At 65.0% G+C, this 15,656-nt stretch carries 14 protein-coding genes and 1 pseudogene; 6 read left to right on the top strand and 9 right to left on the bottom strand.

What is annotated here, in order from left to right; all coding sequences use genetic code 11:
• Window positions 1-22 precede the first annotated feature (22 nt).
• Window positions 23-967, bottom strand: coding sequence for an aminodeoxychorismate lyase (locus tag Q8Z05_RS06325; RefSeq protein ID WP_305942636.1), 945 nt, complete (start codon window positions 965-967; stop codon window positions 23-25).
• Window positions 968-1,070: 103 nt separating this feature from the next.
• Between Q8Z05_RS06325 and cls the strand changes: the two genes are divergently transcribed.
• Window positions 1,071-2,546 (top strand): cardiolipin synthase, encoded by a 1,476-nt coding sequence (gene cls, locus Q8Z05_RS06320; RefSeq protein ID WP_305942635.1) that lies wholly within the window; start codon window positions 1,071-1,073, stop codon window positions 2,544-2,546.
• Window position 2,547: 1 nt separating this feature from the next.
• Here the strand turns inward: cls and Q8Z05_RS06315 are convergent, their stop codons facing one another.
• Together Q8Z05_RS06315 and Q8Z05_RS06310 are read right to left on the bottom strand one after the other, a co-directional pair.
• Entirely contained in the window at window positions 2,548-4,632 is a 2,085-nt protein-coding gene (locus Q8Z05_RS06315) for a chorismate-binding protein (RefSeq protein WP_305942634.1), read from the bottom strand.
• A complete protein-coding gene (locus tag Q8Z05_RS06310) occupies window positions 4,629-5,177 on the bottom strand; it encodes a low molecular weight protein-tyrosine-phosphatase (protein WP_305942633.1) in 549 nt (182 codons plus the stop codon). Before Q8Z05_RS06310 ends, Q8Z05_RS06315 begins: the two co-directional genes overlap by 4 nt.
• Window positions 5,178-5,337: 160 nt before the next feature.
• Here Q8Z05_RS06310 and Q8Z05_RS06305 point away from each other — a divergent pair, with 160 nt between their 5' ends.
• Window positions 5,338-5,688 carry a DUF3846 domain-containing protein gene (locus Q8Z05_RS06305; RefSeq protein WP_305942632.1) on the top strand — a complete coding sequence of 117 codons (351 nt, stop codon included), beginning with the start codon at window positions 5,338-5,340 and terminating at the stop codon, window positions 5,686-5,688.
• Window positions 5,689-5,729: 41 nt separating this feature from the next.
• Here Q8Z05_RS06305 and Q8Z05_RS06300 read toward each other — a convergent pair whose 3' ends face one another.
• The 6 genes and pseudogenes from Q8Z05_RS06300 to Q8Z05_RS06275 form a co-directional block, all read right to left on the bottom strand.
• Window positions 5,730-6,116 (bottom strand): hypothetical protein, encoded by a 387-nt coding sequence (locus Q8Z05_RS06300; protein ID WP_305942631.1) that lies wholly within the window; start codon window positions 6,114-6,116, stop codon window positions 5,730-5,732.
• An 8-nt stretch (window positions 6,117-6,124) separates the two neighbouring features.
• On the bottom strand, window positions 6,125-7,729 hold the full coding sequence (locus tag Q8Z05_RS06295; protein WP_305942630.1) for a radical SAM protein: 1,605 nt from the start codon (window positions 7,727-7,729) through the stop codon (window positions 6,125-6,127).
• A 1-nt stretch (window position 7,730) separates the two neighbouring features.
• Window positions 7,731-8,105: a hypothetical protein gene (locus Q8Z05_RS06290; RefSeq protein ID WP_305942629.1), complete on the bottom strand. Its 375-nt coding sequence runs from the start codon at window positions 8,103-8,105 to the stop codon at window positions 7,731-7,733.
• Window positions 8,102-8,860 (bottom strand): prolipoprotein diacylglyceryl transferase, encoded by a 759-nt coding sequence (locus Q8Z05_RS06285; protein WP_305942628.1) that lies wholly within the window; start codon window positions 8,858-8,860, stop codon window positions 8,102-8,104. The genes Q8Z05_RS06290 and Q8Z05_RS06285 overlap by 4 nt, the downstream gene beginning before the upstream one ends.
• A gap of 24 nt (window positions 8,861-8,884) precedes the next feature.
• Window positions 8,885-9,897 (bottom strand): annotated as a pseudogene (locus Q8Z05_RS06280) (DUF4113 domain-containing protein); the annotation flags it as partial.
• 313 nt (window positions 9,898-10,210) lie between these two features.
• Window positions 10,211-11,056 (bottom strand): IclR family transcriptional regulator, encoded by an 846-nt coding sequence (locus tag Q8Z05_RS06275; RefSeq protein ID WP_305942627.1) that lies wholly within the window; start codon window positions 11,054-11,056, stop codon window positions 10,211-10,213.
• 145 nt (window positions 11,057-11,201) lie between these two features.
• Here Q8Z05_RS06275 and fae point away from each other — a divergent pair, with 145 nt between their 5' ends.
• From fae to Q8Z05_RS06255, 4 genes are all read left to right on the top strand, one after another.
• On the top strand, window positions 11,202-11,714 hold the full coding sequence (fae, locus tag Q8Z05_RS06270; RefSeq protein ID WP_305942626.1) for a formaldehyde-activating enzyme: 513 nt from the start codon (window positions 11,202-11,204) through the stop codon (window positions 11,712-11,714).
• 3 nt (window positions 11,715-11,717) lie between these two features.
• Window positions 11,718-12,653, top strand: coding sequence for an NAD(P)-dependent oxidoreductase (locus Q8Z05_RS06265; RefSeq protein ID WP_305942625.1), 936 nt, complete (start codon window positions 11,718-11,720; stop codon window positions 12,651-12,653).
• Window positions 12,650-14,116 (top strand): NAD-dependent succinate-semialdehyde dehydrogenase, encoded by a 1,467-nt coding sequence (locus Q8Z05_RS06260; RefSeq protein ID WP_305942624.1) that lies wholly within the window; start codon window positions 12,650-12,652, stop codon window positions 14,114-14,116. Before Q8Z05_RS06265 ends, Q8Z05_RS06260 begins: the two co-directional genes overlap by 4 nt.
• Window positions 14,117-14,225: 109 nt before the next feature.
• Window positions 14,226-15,599: an MFS transporter gene (locus Q8Z05_RS06255; protein ID WP_305942623.1), complete on the top strand. Its 1,374-nt coding sequence runs from the start codon at window positions 14,226-14,228 to the stop codon at window positions 15,597-15,599.
• Window positions 15,600-15,656 lie beyond the last annotated feature (57 nt).

The raw sequence follows: 15,656 nt of genomic DNA, 5'->3' as shown, positions 1-15,656 counted from the left end.
AGCGTCCGGGGGGACGGTAACGCTATTCGATCGTGGCGAACAGTTCGTTGAGTTCGTCCGTCAGCTGCTTCCGCAGCGCGGGCGTGCCGATCTCCTTGCCGTCGATGTGGTTCACGGGAGCCAGCAGCCGGATGCTGGAAATCAGCCATACGGCGTCGGCATCGAAGAGGTCCCGCGGTTCCAGCGGGCCGTAGCCGAGTTCCCAGCCTGCCGCCTTGGCGGCTGCGAACAGCGCGCCCTGCGAGGTGCCCGGAAGGATGCCGCTGTCGAGCTGCGGCGTGATCAGGCGGCGCACTGTGCGGGTGCCGCCGGCGCCGTCGTCGGACGTGTCAAGGTGAGCGAGCAGGACCGTGGACGTGGGGCCTTCGAGGACCCTGCCGTCGGACGACGTGAAGATGACGTCGTCCGCACCCTGACTGTGGGCGTACCGGAGGGCAGCCATGTTCACGGCGTAGGAAAGTGTCTTGGCACCGAGCAGGAGCCACGGCGCGCGTTCGCCCACTTCACTGTCGTACCCGCGGTCCAGCAGGATGACGTCGATCCCGGTTTCGCGCTGCCGGCGGCCAGCCGCAGGAACCGGTGAGGCCTGGACCCAGCAGGTGGGGGCTGCGCCGCCCTCGGCGCCGCGGGTGCAGATCAGCTTCACTACCGCCTCGTCCTCGTCGGGGGTGCTGGCGGGGTGCTGGGAACGGTACTCGCTGACCGCCGTCGCGATGGCCCGGCGCCAGGCGTCCTCGCCCGGAATCGACAGTTCCAGCGCAACAGCGGAACCCTGCAGCCGCCGCAGGTGCGCGTCGAGCTTCCGGGGCGTCCCGCCCACGGCCAGCATGGATTCGAAGACGCCGTCGCCGCGGGTGGCGCCCTGGTCCGTGGCCATCAGTTGGGGCTGCGACGCATCGGCGATCCGGCCCTCTTCGAACCGGGGGTCAAGGAATACGAGCACGGTGGCCGGGGCAGCAGCAGTCATGCCTCAAGCTTAGCCGCGGCACCGGAGTCCGGCCGCGGGATAGGCTGTGCTGAATGCCTCTCCGGAACCGGTCCGGCGGGCGAGTTACCGTGGGGGTTTCTCTGTGTTGTGGCCGTTTCCGCTGGTGGGCACCGCGCCGTACTGGCTGGTGCTCACGTTGAGCATTGTTGACCTGGTCATCCGGGTGCTGGCGCTCGGCATCATCCCGGGCAACCGCCGTCCCACCACGGCGATGGCCTGGCTGCTGGGAATCTTCTTTGTGCCCGCCGTTGGGCTGATCCTGTTCCTGCTGTTCGGAAACTTCAAGCTCTCCCGCAAGCGCCGGGCGCAGCAGGATGCCGTGAACAAACGGGTCCGGGCCGGCACGTCGCAGCTGGCCGCCGTCGAAAGCCGCTACAGCGGCCCGGAATGGGTGGCCTCGGCGGCGGAACTGAACAAGACACTCGGTTCGCTGCCCATGGTGGACGGCAACAGCGTGGAGCTCCTGCCCGGCTACCCGGACTCCATCAAGGCCATGGCTGAAGCTGTGCGCGGGGCCAAGGAATTCGTCAACGCCGAGTTCTACATCATGAGCACGGACCACATCACCGAGGATCTGTTCGCGGCCCTGGAAGAGGCGGCGGAACGAGGCGTGGAAGTCCGCGTGCTGTTCGACCACCTCGGCACCCTGCGGATCAAGGGCTACCGGAAGCTCATCAAGCGCCTCAAGGCGAGCAAGATCCAGTGGCGGCCTATGCTGCCGCTGCGCCCGGTGCACGGCCAGTGGCGCCGTCCCGACCTGCGCAACCACCGCAAAATCATGGTGATCGACGGCGAAATCGCCTTCACGGGCTCACAGAACCTGATCGAGCCCTCCTACAACAACCCCCGGCACCGCAAAGTGGGGCGCGAGTGGGTGGAGCTCATGGCCTGCCTGCGCGGGCCGATCGTCACCACGCTCAACGTGGTTTTCGCCACGGACTGGCTTAGCGAGACGGACGAGTCCCTGGAGGACCAGCTGGCCCACCGGCCGGAACTGGCCCCGGGCACCGTGACCGCCCAGGCCGTGCCCAGCGGCCCCGGCTTCATCACCGAGAACAACCTGCGCCTGTTCAACACGCTCATCTACTCGGCCCAGCACAAGATCTCCATCTGCAGCCCGTACTTCGTCCCCGACGATTCGCTGCTCTATGCGGTGACGACGGCGGCGCAGCGGGGCGTCGACGTCGAACTTTTCGTCTCGGAAAAAGGCGACCAGTTCCTGGTCCACCACGCCCAGCAGTCCTACTACGAGGCGCTGCTGGAAGCGGGCGTGCGGATCTACCTGTACAAGGCGCCGTTCGTGCTGCACGCGAAGCACTTCACCATCGACGACGAAGTGGCCGTCCTGGGCTCCAGCAACATGGACATGAGGTCCTTCTCGCTGAACCTGGAGGTTTCAGTGATGCTCCTGGGCGCCGACATCGTGGCCAAGATGCGCGCCGTGGAGGACACCTACCGGGACATTTCCCGCGAGCTGACGCTGGAGGACTGGATGGAGCGGCCCATGGCGGTCAAATACGTGGACAACGTCGCCCGGCTCACGGCCACCCTGCAGTAGGTCAGCTTTCCGGGAACTCCGCGCCCAGCGCGGACAGGATCCCGTATGCCTTCGTCCGGATTTCGTCGTATTCCTCCTGCGGGGAGGAATCCGCCGTGATGGCACCGCCGACGCCGAGACTCAGTTCCGTGCCGCCGGCACCGTCCGCGCGGATCACCAGCGTCCGGATGGCCACCGCCGTGTCCATCGCCCCGCTCAGCGAGAAGTAGCCGATGGCGCCCGAGTAGACCCCGCGCGGCGCCCCTTCGAGCCGGTCCAGGATGGCCATGGTGCTGATCTTCGGAGCCCCGGTCATGGACCCTGCGGGAAAGCAGGCGGCAACGGCTTCGGCGCGCGGCAGCCCCGGTTTGAGCCTGGCGTCGATGGTGCTGACCATCTGGTGCACCGTGGCGTAGCTTTCGATCGCGCAGAGCCGGCTGACGGTGACGGACCCCGCCACGGCGAAGTGGCTGAGGTCGTTGCGGAGCAGGTCCACGATCATGATGTTCTCGGCGCGGTCCTTGGGGGAGGACTCAAGGTCCCGCCGCAGCTCGTCGTCGCGGGCAGGCTCCGCGGCCCGGGGGCGGGTGCCCTTGATCGGCTCTGCGCGCATGCCGCCGTCGGCCGCTATCCGCAGGAATCGCTCCGGTGACGTGCTGGCCACCGTCAGCTCACCGAAGCGCAGGTAGCTGGCGAACGGTGCCGGGTTCTTCCGGCGAAGGGCCAGGTACGCCCGCCAGGGATCCAGCGCGTCCGTTCCGACCTGACCGGCCGTTGCGTCCGGGCCGGCCGGCACGGCGGCGCTGACGGCGGTGGTGAGGCAGACCTCGTAACTGTTCCCCTCGGAAATTTCATGCTGCGCGTCCGCGATCTTGCGCTTGTAGGCTGCCTGGGTATCGCGGCCGGTGAAGGCGGGGGCAGGTTGTGTTCCGGGTACGACGGCGGTGCTGGCGCCGAGTTCCGGTGGTGCGGCTGGAGCCGCAGCCGCCGTGACTGCCGAGCGGGCGCGGGCCAGCCAGTCCGCGGCGTCGGGTGACTCCAAGGCAAGCAGCCATGTGCTGCCCTCGCGGTGGTCGAGCACCACGGCCCGGCCGGCAAAGATCAGGGCGGCGTCGGGGGTTCCGGAGGCAACGTCGCTGCCGCCGGTTTCGCGCTTGAGCTCGTAGCCCAGGTAGCCCAGCCAGCCGAGCGTGAATTCGCAGGGGTAGCCTTCAGGCGGGCGGAGTGCGCGGCGGCCCCAGACGCCGTCCAGCCAGCGGAAGAACGGTCCCGCGGTGGAAACCGTGGCGGTGCCTGTCGTCAGGCGGGTGACGCCGGACCGGTGCCGGACGTCCTGGCCGAACCTGCCGCCGTCGTCCGCCAGGATGCTGAAGCGGCTGCGCTCGCCGGCCGTCCCCTCCGTCCGAAGCGAGGAGTCCAGCCACACGGCATGTGGCGAACGGCCGTAGAGGGCGTCGAAGAGCCGGGCGGGGTCGGGATCGCAGTCCAGCCGCTCGGCGTGGAGCTGAAGGCCGCGGCGGGCCGAGAGCTCGGGCAGCATCACCGCGGCGAGGGCGGGAAGGTACTGGAGCGCCTGGAGGACGTCGTCAGGGGCCGTGCCGTCGGCGCGGTTGAGCACCCGGATGTCGGCCGTGTCCTGCACCGGGTCACTTGCCAGCCATTCGTCCTCCTGCGCGGCCCACTGATCCCAGAACGGTTCGTACGTGCTCCCGTCACGGGCCAGGGCACGGATGCGGCGGTCGTCGTCGGAGGACTCCGCCCAGACGACCGCGTCCAGCAGCGGGCGGGCGGCGGCGGCCGCGGCGCCCACACCCTCCACGATCACGATCTCCGCCGGCAGGGTGGTGCGCGTTGCGCCGTCGTAATGCTTCTCCCAGTCCCAGCTGACCCATTCAGCGGCCTCCCCGCGGTGCAGCGGAGCCAGCACGGTGCTGACATAGCGTTCGACGCCGGCCGCCAGCCCGTTCCAGCCGGGATAGATGTCCTCCAGATGGAACAGCGACACCTTGTGGTGCTCCCGCAGCCGGGCGGCAAGTTCGATCGCCAGAGTGGTTTTTCCTGCGCCGGACCGGCCGTCGATGGCGATGATCACGGGTGCAGGGGTCATGAAATAGAGCGTACCTGCTGCCCGGACTGGTTCTGTTGCGGCGCTTCCCGGCGGACGTGGTCCACGATTCCCGGAATGGCGGCCTTGATGAGGTCCCACGTCACGTCAAAGTCCGCGTGGCCGCCGTACCAGGGGTCCTCGATGCCCTGGTCCAGGAGGTCGCGGCCGGATACGGCGGGATCGAAGCTGCGCAGCATACGGATCCGGGCCAGGGCCTCCCCGTCAGGGGCGGTGGCCCGCAGCCAGCCGTAATGGTCCACGTCCAAGGCGAGGATCAGGTGGCGGTCGCGGAACCATTCAGGCCGCCACTCCCGCGCAACGTGCCGGTCCGAGGTGAGCTGGTGGGCAGCCAGTTTGCGGGCGGCCCGGGGATCGATGGGGCGGCCGGCCTCATACGCTGTGGTTCCGGCGGAATCAACGACGACGGCGCCGGCGAGCCCCGCTGCTGCGAAGGCCTCGGCCAGCATCAGCTCGGCCATCGGGGACCGGCAGATGTTTCCGGTGCAGACCGCGATGATCCGGTATGGGCTCGACATTGAGGACATGGAGCAAGCATGGGGGATGGCGGGCCTTCTTGGCTAGTCACGGGCCGCCCGCATTACGGTTCGGTCAATGCCGTGTCGGATTCCGTCATATTTGGCGTTCGCAGTGAGCGATCGGGAACAGATTGAGGCAGCTCCCAGTTACTAGTACTGAGGAAGAAAAATGAGCACCACATGTAAAGCATTGGTTATCCCGGCCCGGCTGGGTGAGCCCCTGCGGACCATGACCCTTGAGGCGACGACCGACACCCTTCAGGGCCTCGTCGGGGGACATCTGGAATCCGTCAGCCGCGGTGACTGGCATGTCTACCTCAACGCCGAAGGCCACTTTATGGACCTGCCGCCCAACATCCGCGCTGCCCAACTTATCCGTGAGGCCGGGCTCGACCTGTCCGATGCCGCCCGGGGCACAGCGGTGTTCCTGGGCCGTACCGGGCGCGGCGGCGAAGCGGACGTTCCGGAGCACCTGTTGCGGCGTGCAGCGGAAATGTTCGGCTCCCCGCTGGCGGCGTAGGTGTGACTGGCCCGCGAGGAAATGCGCCACTTCAGCCTGCTTCAGAAACCCAACAGACGAGCCCCGAGCGCGTAAATCCCCCACAGGCCGGCGGCCAGGAGGACGCCCAGATAACCGAGCACGAGCCGGGTGTCGCGGAGGTAGCAGTTCGACTTCTTCAGGCCCCTCCGGCGCGCTTTCCAGTACCCGGTGAACCCGATGGCCGCGAACACGGCCAATGCCACCGGGCCGGCCAGCCAGCCCAGCAGGGCGATCGTGGCGAAGATGCAGAGTCGCAGCGGATCGAACGGGGCAGCCTCCTGCGGTTGCGCGTCGGAGTTGGGCTTGCCCCCGGGCGGGGCGGCTGGCCCGGCGCCGTCCCGGGGTGGTACCAGCTGCGAGGGCAGGGGGCCGGCTGCGATGCGCCGGGCGTCCGAGTTGGAACCCATGATCCTCCCTAAAGCTGCCGCACCGGGAGCAGTTGCTGACCCGTAGCAGTGCTCATCCGTTGCCTGGACAGGGCGGGCCACGCCTGCACTGCGCAGAAGGGGGCGCACTGGTGACCGCCTGCGTCACTCTTGGTTCCCACATGGACGCAGCACTGCGTGAGCCGTTCTTCGATCATGGTGGAAATGTCCATGAACGGCTTCACCATGATGCGGGTGACGCGTTCGGCGAGGAGCCTGCGCAGCCGTTGCTGCTGGCCCGGTAGCTTGCCGGCGGCCAGAGTGGTGAGCGTCCCGATGCCCAGGTCACACTGGGTGCAGATGTTTTCCCAGAGGTCAGCGGTCCGCGGGTGGGACAGGGACGACTGTTCGCTCAGCAGGTCGAGCAGCGAGGACTTCATCAGGCTGCGCAGTTCGAGCGGGATCGCGCTGTCGGCGATGCGGTTGGCGAGGCTGTCCGGGTTGAGTTCCAGCCACGCGAGCAGTTGGTCGTGCCCGATAAGGGCAGTCAGCGAGCGCCAGACACCGGAGTCGTCCTTCAGCATGTAGCCCACGGACGCGCAGTGCGGATGCGAGCAGGGCAGTGCTGTCAGGTCATGCCACGAGACCACCCCGTTGGTTTGCTCCGCCAGCCTTTCGAGGACGCCCGTGTGGGTGAGCCGGTCCAGGGGATCGATTCCGTGCCCGCGGCCGGAACCGAACACCGGGTGCAGCGCTACTCCGCCCACGAACGGGGTTTCAAGGGCGCGCATGACGACGGCGCCCACCTCGCCGTCGTTGACGCCGAGGGTTGCCGTCATGGTCAGGGTGGTGAAGATGCCCGCCTCGGACAAACGTGAGATGGCCGCATCCTTGAAGCGCGTCAGGTCCCCGCCGCGGTGGTGGATCGACGCTTCCTTGGAGGGGCCGTCGTATTGGAGGTACACCTCCACCCGGTCGCGATGCCTGGCCAGCAAGGCGAGCAGTTCGTCGTCGGTCGCGATCAGCATGCCGTTGCTGTTCACCATGATCCGCACGATCGGCCGGGCAACAAGTTCCTCCAGCAGTTCGGCGAGATGCGGATACAGTGTGGGCTCGCCGCCGGAGAGCATCAACACATCAAGGCGCCCGTTCTCCCGGGCAAGGCGTGCATCAATATTCGCAAGCACCTCGCTGAGCGGTGCAACCCCCTGCAGTTGCGGGCCGGATGAGGTGAAACAGGTGGGGCAGCGCAGGTTGCAGTGCTCGATGATGTCCTGCAGGAGGATGCACGTATGCTGCGTCTGCATGGCCGGAAGCCCGTAGGCGTAGGCCTCGGGTATCGGGCGGTAGTTGTCCGCCTGGTCGGGGATGTGCTGTTTGGTGGGCGCCTGCCATTTCTCCAGGTAGCGCAGGATCTCCGGCGATTCGTCGTACAGGGTGCGCACCAGGCCGTGGTCGGGGCAGCCGCGTTCGAGCCACACGCGGTCATCCCGGATGAGCAGCACCCCGGACAGGCGCCGCACCTGGGCAAGCGGAGGGTTCGTCTCGTGGCAGCGGGGGCAGAACGCAGTAACATACCGGTGGATCCGGTCACCGCGCAGGGGCTGGCCGGGGCCGGGCAGCGCCCGTCCTGCGGCTAAAGGTGAAGGATTCATATCAGGCCCCCATCTGGGTGAGGGCGCCGACGCAGAGTCCGCCGCCGAACAGGACAAAAATTCCAAGGCCAATCAGGAGTCCCGCACCGAACCGCGAGGTGCGGCGCCTGACGGCCAGCAGGATGGCCACCAGCAAGTAAATGACGATCGGTATGAAGCCGGCCAGGCCCCCGAGGCCGAAGGAGCTCCATGCGTAGGGTCCGGCGGCCATAAGCGATCCGACATAGACCACGTAGAGGACCAGGGCGCCGAGCACGGCGCCGAGAGCCATGGAGCCTCCCGCCGGCTCTTGGGGCGTCCCGTGCCCGTCCGCCGGGGGCGGCGGAGGTTGGGGCGGGGGCGGGTTCCGGGGAACATCAGGGTTGTCCTCGCTCATGCCGCTCTTCCTTTCAACTCAGGACGGACCGGTTTCCCGAACACCCGCCGCATGCGCCAGATCAACAGGGGGAGGACCGCCAGCAGGAACCACTGCGGGCGGCTCATTCCCAGCCAGAGCACCTCGTTGCCGCGGACAAACTCCACGCCGAACCTGAAGAGCGCGTAAGCGGTCACGTAGCAGATGAAAAGGTCGCCGGGGTGTGCGAGGCGATCGCGAAAGCGCCACATGACGGCGAACGCCACCGCATGGAAGACGATTTCGTAGGCAAAGGACGGATGGAGCCCGGCCCCGGAAGGTCCGCCGATCAGTGCGGCCTGCGCCGGGGTGAGCACGATTCCCCAGGCACCGCCGGTCGGAGTACCCGGCAGTTCGGTGAGGAGGCAACCGACCCGCCCGAGAACCATCGCCAGTGCAACGGCGGGAGCCAGCAGGTCGCCGGTGGACTCACGGTAGCCGGTCAGCCGCTTGCCAAGATGGACTCCGAACCAGGCGCCCACCAGGCCTGCGAGGATGCTGCGGTCGCCATTGCCCCACCAGTCCGCCAGGGAAACCTGCGTGGAAACGTCCCAGGTGAGGACGCGGGATCCGATGGCCCCGAACGCTACAGCGAAGCCTGCGATGGGCCATAGCCGGGGATCGGTGAGGCCACGGCGGCGCTTTTCATGGGCGTAAAACAACAGGGCCGCGACAATGCCAAGCCCCGTCAGGATGCCGTGCACAAGCCCATCTCCCGCGAAGGGAAGCCCGATCATGAGCAGAGTGTAACAGGCGCGACTTTAGGCAGCTTTGACCACGGGGAGCTCGTCCCAGTGAGTCGTGTACCGGGGCGAGAGCATGGTGCGCTGCATGGACCAGTCCGGGCCTCCGCGGATGCCTGCGTGTCCGAGCCCCACGGAACCCCGGCCGTACCGGCGGCTGATGTCTTCCAGCAGCGGTCCGATGCCGCGTTCCTCGTGCGGGTTGGCAAACACCTCCAACGGTGACTGCAGTCCCGTGGGCCGCAGGTCGGTGACCATGATGCCGGCACGGACGTACTTGGTGCCTTCCTGGATCCGGGGCAGCAGGGCGTGCGAAGCCTTGGTCAACAGCACAGGGTCCGCGGTGGGGGCGGGCAAAGTGACGCAGACCGACGGGTAGGACGTGTCCAGCGGGCTGTAGTGCGACGTGCCCGCGAACGCCGTGAGGACCTTGGCCTGCAGATTGTGCTTGGCCAGGCGTGCACTGGCTTGCTGTCCGTAAACACTCATGACCTGCCTCAGGTCCGCCGCGGTGGTGATGGGTGTTGCAAGGACCGGCTGAAGATGAGCTGATCGCGGCCGATGCGTTCCTCCTCCAACGGGATGCACGGAGTGCCCTGCAGTTCCACCACCGTCCGCATCAGCACAACGGAGAAGCGGTCCCGGATCCGCACCGGATCGGCGCGGGCGAGGTCAAGGATCGAAAAGATGCCCTGGCTGTTCAACCGCCTGGTGAGCCGGGAAGCCCCGCCCCAGAGTTCAATGACGGATACCCGGCCCATCAGGGCTTCGCGGGCGGGCGGAGGCATGGCGTCCCAGTGGCAGACGCCGTTGAGGCCGGGATTGTTCTTCGCCCATTTGTCGGCCAGCTTCGCGAGGGTCTTGGTCCCGGCGATTCCCACGCAGACCGGCACGCCGACGTTCCGGCGGACGGCTGACTTGATGGTTTGGCCGAGCCGCAGGAGCTCGACGGGGGTGCCTTTGACCCCGAGGAACGCTTCGTCGATGCTGTACACCTCCAGCCAGGCCGAGTAGCGGCCCAGGAGCTCTACTGGCAGGAGCGCGTATTCAGAAGTTCACTATTCGCTTCCGAATGAGTGAATATGTCAACGATGTTCCTGTAGACGTCAAATCGTGACTGAAGGTCGCCGTGACGAGCGTATTGGCTCGCTGATCTTTTGCTGGATCGTCGCTCATTCGCAGCGCCACGAACTCGCTCGCTGCAACTTCCGCTGGTCTAAGGAGCGGTCCTAGCTGCGCGCCCCAACTGCAAAGCGTTGTCCTTCTTTTGTATGTGTCCGCTCACGCTAGGTTGAAGCTCTGACGCCTCGGCCTCGGTGGCTTAGAACAGTTTCATTGAAATCTTCAGCCTGCAGCCATGAGGTCCGTTAGGGCCTGTGCAGCGAATCGTGTTTGACGGCTGACTTCATGGAGGCGGGAACTCAACCGCATTTTGGGTCCGCTGACATTCAGGGCTGCCACTATGGCGCCGGTGCTGTCGCGGACTGGTGCGGAGACTCCGATGACTCCTTCTTCAAAATCCTCGTCCATGAGGGCGAAGCCTTGGCGGCGAATGGTCGCCAGTTCCGCATGCAATGCGTCCAGACGGTTGTCCGGATCCACGCCTTTGCTGGGTGTCTGCAGCAACCGGAAAGGGTTGTCCTCACGTGGGAAAACCACTGCGTCCAAAACAATGTCGTCGCTCCAGTGGACCCGGAACCACTCTTCCAGTTCTTCGCCTGACCATTCGCTGATGAGCACGCGACCGGAAGGGGTTCGCCAGGCAGCCGTCCTGACACCCTCCCACGCCGCCGACCGCACCTGATGGGGACTGACTTCGCTTGCCAGGGTGAGGACGCTGTTGTCAGAGAGTACCGAGAGGTGAGCGGTCTCCTGGGTGGCCTGCACAAGAGAGCGAAGAAGCGGCCGGGCCAAACGGACAAGACCGGAACTGCCCGAGCGTGCCGCCAACGCCAACACACGAGGCCCCACCGAGTAGCGAAGCGTTGCATGGTCCCGTGAGACCAGCCCCGCTTCGGCCAAGGTCGCCAACGCCCGCGAGACAACAGCCTTGCTGCGTCCCGTGAGGTTGGCCAGTTCCGTAACCCCCAGCCCGTTGGTCCTGGCTGCCCTGTCACTGGCAAGCAGTTCCAGCAGGCGAATGTCCCGCGCCAAGCCAGTTGAATTTATCTCTCCATTGCGGATCGCCATGGTCAAAAGTCTATGCCCAATCGATCCAGGTTCCGATATACACAACTACGATTGTGCGAGTCGGAACACCGTTTCTAGTCTGTTGCTAACAGGTCACGTGATCTGAACCACTGGAAAACCGGCCCTTGGCCAGAACGGAATCTCGATGTCAGACGTGCTGATCGGAGAAAGCTTCGTGGGGAGCGGCCGCAACGCCGCCCATATCAATATCGTGCTGGGTGACCGGAATGGTCCGGCGGGCGCGGCCTGGACAACAGCGCTGGCAACCCCCAGCGCGGGACACGTCCCGTTTGTTGCGATCCTCCGGCCGTCGCTTCCGGTCAAACCGTTGACTTTGCTCGTGGGCAAAGCGGCGCCTGTCAGCGATTTTCACGGCAATGCGCTGTGGGGCCCTGCGCAGGCCGGAGTGGCCGCCGGCGTAGCGGATGCCGTACACGAAGGCGCCATCAGCGAAGAGGAGACCGATTCGCATGCGCTCATCGTCGCCGTTTGGGTCAACCCGGAAACGGATGACCACGACGAAATTTACCGCAACAACCGGGAAGCGACCCGGCGCGCCATCGTAGCGGCGAGGGCCAACGAACCCCGCCTCGATGAGGTCCTTGCGGCCCGCAACACCCCCAGCAACCCTTTCTACACACCGAAGTCGGAGGCATAAGCGATGCCCAGCACCACACCAAACATCGGATTCATCGGCCTGGGTCACATGGGCTCGGGGATGACCCGCAACCTGCAGAAGGCTGGATTCAGCTTGGTGGTCACCGACCTGCGCCCGGGCGCAGCAGCCGAGCTGGTCGCCAACGGCGCACTGTGGGCCGAAACCGCGGCCGAGGTAGCACGTCTGAGTGATGTCATCATTACGATGCTGCCAACCCCGAAGCACGTCGAAGCCGCGCTTCGAGGACCAAACGGCATCCTCGCCGGAATCTCGCCTGACGCGACGTGGATCGACATGTCCACTTCGGTTCCTGACGTGGCGAAGTCAGTGATCAATGATCCAGCCTTCGCGGGACTGCACGTCCTGGACGCACCGGTGAGTGGCATGTCCGTAGGTGCCGCCAACGGCACACTGCAGATATTCATCGGCGGGGAATCCGAGGACGTTATACGGATGCGCCCGGTGCTGGAAGCCATGGGAGACCCGGAGCGTATCCTGCACGTGGGTGGCCACGGGGCCGGCTACGCTGTCAAGCTCATGATCAACCAATTGTGGTTCTCACACTTGGTTGCCACCGCCGAAGTACTGGCCGTCGGTACCGCTGCCGGTGTTGACCTTGACGTTCTGCGCCGATCCCTCATTGCCAGCCCGGCCAACAGCAACTTCCTCGAACACGACGTCCTCTCCGTGCTCGACCATGGAGACTACGACGAAGGATTCGCAATCGCCCTGGCTTGCAAGGACATGGGTCTGTACGTCGACCTGTCCCGCACCGTGGGGATGCCCAGCGAACTCTCTGCCCTGGTGGAACAAATCCACCGCCGAGCCCGCCGCGCCTACGGAGACACTGCTGGCGAAATGAGCGCCATCCGCCTCTACGAAGATCTGCTCGGCGTCCCCTTGCGTTTGGCAACGGCTGACAGGAAGGTCTCAGCATGAGCGTCCTGACGATCCTCGACTCCGTGCCGACACGACTGTTCATCGGCGGCCAGTGGGTGCAGGCCTCCGACAGCGCGACGTTCCCGGTGGTGAACCCGGCCACCGGCAAGGTCATTGCCGAGGTTGCCGATGCCACCGCGGCCGACGGCGAAGCCGCGCTGACCGCGGCGGCAAATGCCCAGAAGGCATGGGCTGCAACTTCTCCACGCGAACGGGCCAACATCCTCGCCAAGGCCTTCGACCTTGTCATTGAGCACCGCGATGAGCTGGCCGCCATCATCACCGCGGAAATGGGCAAACCGTTCGCAGAATCGGTCGCTGAGGTCAATTACGGGGCCGAGTTCCTCCGCTGGTTCGCGGAGGAAACAACCCACTTTGCCGGGCGGTATTCCGTAGCCCCTGATGGCCGGAACAGACTGATGGTCCACCACCGCCCAGTCGGTCCCTCGCTGCTGATCACGCCCTGGAACTTTCCGCTGGCGATGGCAACCCGCAAGGTCGCCCCGGCGCTAGCAGCCGGATGCACTAGTGTGCTCAAACCGGCGGCACTCACTCCACTGACAGCATTGCGTTTCGCTGAACTACTCCAAGATGCAGGAGTCCCTGCCGGTGTGGTGAACGTCGTGCCCACCACACAGCCTGGCGAGCTGACCGGGCCGCTCCTTCGGGACGAAAGGCTCCGCAAAGTTTCATTTACCGGTTCGACTGCAGTTGGCCGGGCAATCATCAGGGACTCCGCCGAGCAAGTGCTCCGCGTCTCGATGGAACTGGGCGGCAACGCGCCATTCCTCGTTTTTGAAGATGCAGACCTCGACGCAGCCATTGAGGGCGCCATGGTCGCCAAGCTGCGTAACGGCGGAGAAGCCTGCGTGGCCGCGAACCGATTCCTTATCCACGAATCCATCGCGGAGCAGTTCACTTCCCGCCTGGTCAAACGCATGAATGAAGTCACGATGGGTGACGGCGCTCAACCCGAAACCCAGCTTGGGCCCCTCATCGACGAGAAATCCCGGACCAAGGTGCATTCACTTGTCGAATCCGCTGTGTTGGCCGGGGCAACCCTTCGAACCGGCGGTGAGATCCTCCCAGGTGAAGGCTACTTCTACCCCGCGACAGTCCTGACCGACATTCCCGCCGGCGCACAGATCCTCAGGGAGGAGATCTTCGGTCCGGTGGCGCCGATCACGACATTCCGCAGTGAAGAGGAAGCGGTCAGCCTAGCCAACAACTCGGAGTACGGGCTTGTCTGCTTCGCCTACACAAAGGATCTGAACCGCACGCTCCGCCTCGCTGAGTCCCTTGAAACAGGAATGCTTGGAATCAACACAGGCGTTGTCTCAAACCCCGCAGCCCCCTTCGGTGGTGTCAAACAATCCGGTCTCGGCCGCGAGGGTGGAGCTGAAGGCATCCTCGAGTACCTGGAAACCGTATACGTGGGCATCTCAGACCCGAACGAACGCTAACCGCGATCGTCTTGGGCGCCGCAACCACGGCGCCCCAAGCTCAACCTCATTTTCCCTATCCCGTAAGGCTTGCCACCCGGAACGGGACACCAAGAAGGGTAGTGCCATCATGGCTCCACTACAAACCAGCATCTCGCAACAAAGAACGATTGACTTCGACCATATTCCGTTGAACAAGTTCCATGTCCGAATCACAGCGCTCACGTTCGGCGCTCACTTCAACGACGGATTCGCTGTTGGAATCATCGGCATGGCAATCGTGCTCATAGGACGCACCGGCGCCATGGAACTGAACGATTGGTGGACCGGCGCACTCGGCGCCGGGGCGCTCTTCGGGCTCTTCCTGGGGGCACTGATATTTGGTCGTCTCGCCGACAGGATCGGGCGTCAGAAGATCTTCGCTGCAAGCTTCCTGGTCATCACACTCGCGACCGCAGCCCAGTTCTTCGTCACCGACCCATGGCAATTGCTGATCCTGCGCGTCATCATGGGGATGGGAATCGGCGGAGACTACGCAGTCGGGCACACCATGCTGGCCGAGATCCTGCCGCAAAAGCGCCGCGGCGAAATCCTGGGTTCCTTCTCCGTCATCTGGACTTTCGGATACGTGCTGGCAACCGTCCTGGGCATAGCACTGATGCAATCGAACATCGAGGACGCCTGGCGCTGGATGCTTGTCGCACCTGCACTGATCGCGGCAATCATACTCGTCGCGCGTCTCGGCACCCCTGAATCCCCCCGCTGGCTCATGGACAAGGGCCGCGACGCAGAAGCCCGGAAAGTCTTGGACCGACACTTTGGAACCCATGTCACCATCACGGCCGTACCAGGGGAAAACGTAATGTCCCAGGGTTTCAAGGCCCTTTTCAGCAGCCAATACATTCGCCGCACCATCTTCAACTGCGTCTTCTTCGCTTGCATCGTGGCCCCGTACTTCGCGATCTACACATTCCTCCCCAACATTCTCGACAAAATGGGGCTCTCCGAACTGGCCACCAGCGGCGGGGGATACGCCGTCGAAATCTACCTCAACATCTTCCTTCTCGCGGGCGCTCTGGCCGGGATCTGGTTCACCATGCGGTTCAGCCGTCGAGGCTTCCTGATTTCTTCCTTTATCGTTCTCACCATTTCCCTGGCCGCACTCGCCTGGGTTCCCACAACCTTGGGGGCACTCATGGTGATCCTCTTCGCGGTGTTCACCTTTGCCCTCTCAGCAGTCAGCAACCTTGTAGGGGTCTTCCCCGCCGAAAGCTTCCCAACCCCGGTTCGCTCGTCCGGAATTGGCCTGGCGACCGCCGTATCGCGCCTTGGTTCAGTGGCATCAACGTTCCTGCTACCAATATCAATGACGAACTTTGGTCTCGGCACCACCATGATGATCCTCGCCGGAGTGCTGGCGATAGGATTGATTGTCTCAGTTCTCTGGGCACCAGAGACCAAGAACAAAGCACTATCCGACTGCGCAGTCACACCCCAGGACTAGATAAAAAGGTTCTCCCGTCGACGCAGCGCTGCAACGCATGGGAGCCATGCAAGTAGG

The organism is Arthrobacter oryzae (genome assembly GCF_030718995.1).
In the GTDB taxonomy this organism is placed as follows: domain Bacteria; phylum Actinomycetota; class Actinomycetes; order Actinomycetales; family Micrococcaceae; genus Arthrobacter; species Arthrobacter oryzae_C.
The sequence above is the reverse complement of the archived record's forward strand: the minus strand, read 5'-3'. Positions and strand labels throughout refer to the sequence as shown.

Excerpts from the sequence above, each read along its gene's own strand:
- fae (WP_305942626.1), top strand. The coding sequence starts at position 11,202 with ATGTCAGACGTGCTGATCGGAGAAAGCTTCGTGGGGAGCGGCCGCAAC.
- Q8Z05_RS06315 (WP_305942634.1), bottom strand. The coding sequence starts at position 4,632 with ATGACCCCTGCACCCGTGATCATCGCCATCGACGGCCGGTCCGGCGCA.
- Q8Z05_RS06300 (WP_305942631.1), bottom strand. The coding sequence starts at position 6,116 with ATGGGTTCCAACTCGGACGCCCGGCGCATCGCAGCCGGCCCCCTGCCC.
- Q8Z05_RS06290 (WP_305942629.1), bottom strand. The coding sequence starts at position 8,105 with ATGAGCGAGGACAACCCTGATGTTCCCCGGAACCCGCCCCCGCCCCAA.
- Q8Z05_RS06325 (WP_305942636.1), bottom strand. The coding sequence starts at position 967 with ATGACTGCTGCTGCCCCGGCCACCGTGCTCGTATTCCTTGACCCCCGG.
- Q8Z05_RS06310 (WP_305942633.1), bottom strand. The coding sequence starts at position 5,177 with ATGTCCTCAATGTCGAGCCCATACCGGATCATCGCGGTCTGCACCGGA.
- Q8Z05_RS06260 (WP_305942624.1), top strand. The coding sequence starts at position 12,650 with ATGAGCGTCCTGACGATCCTCGACTCCGTGCCGACACGACTGTTCATC.
- Q8Z05_RS06255 (WP_305942623.1), top strand. The coding sequence starts at position 14,226 with ATGGCTCCACTACAAACCAGCATCTCGCAACAAAGAACGATTGACTTC.
- Q8Z05_RS06295 (WP_305942630.1), bottom strand. The coding sequence starts at position 7,729 with ATGAATCCTTCACCTTTAGCCGCAGGACGGGCGCTGCCCGGCCCCGGC.
- Q8Z05_RS06285 (WP_305942628.1), bottom strand. The coding sequence starts at position 8,860 with ATGATCGGGCTTCCCTTCGCGGGAGATGGGCTTGTGCACGGCATCCTG.
- Q8Z05_RS06305 (WP_305942632.1), top strand. The coding sequence starts at position 5,338 with ATGAGCACCACATGTAAAGCATTGGTTATCCCGGCCCGGCTGGGTGAG.
- Q8Z05_RS06265 (WP_305942625.1), top strand. The coding sequence starts at position 11,718 with ATGCCCAGCACCACACCAAACATCGGATTCATCGGCCTGGGTCACATG.
- Q8Z05_RS06275 (WP_305942627.1), bottom strand. The coding sequence starts at position 11,056 with ATGGCGATCCGCAATGGAGAGATAAATTCAACTGGCTTGGCGCGGGAC.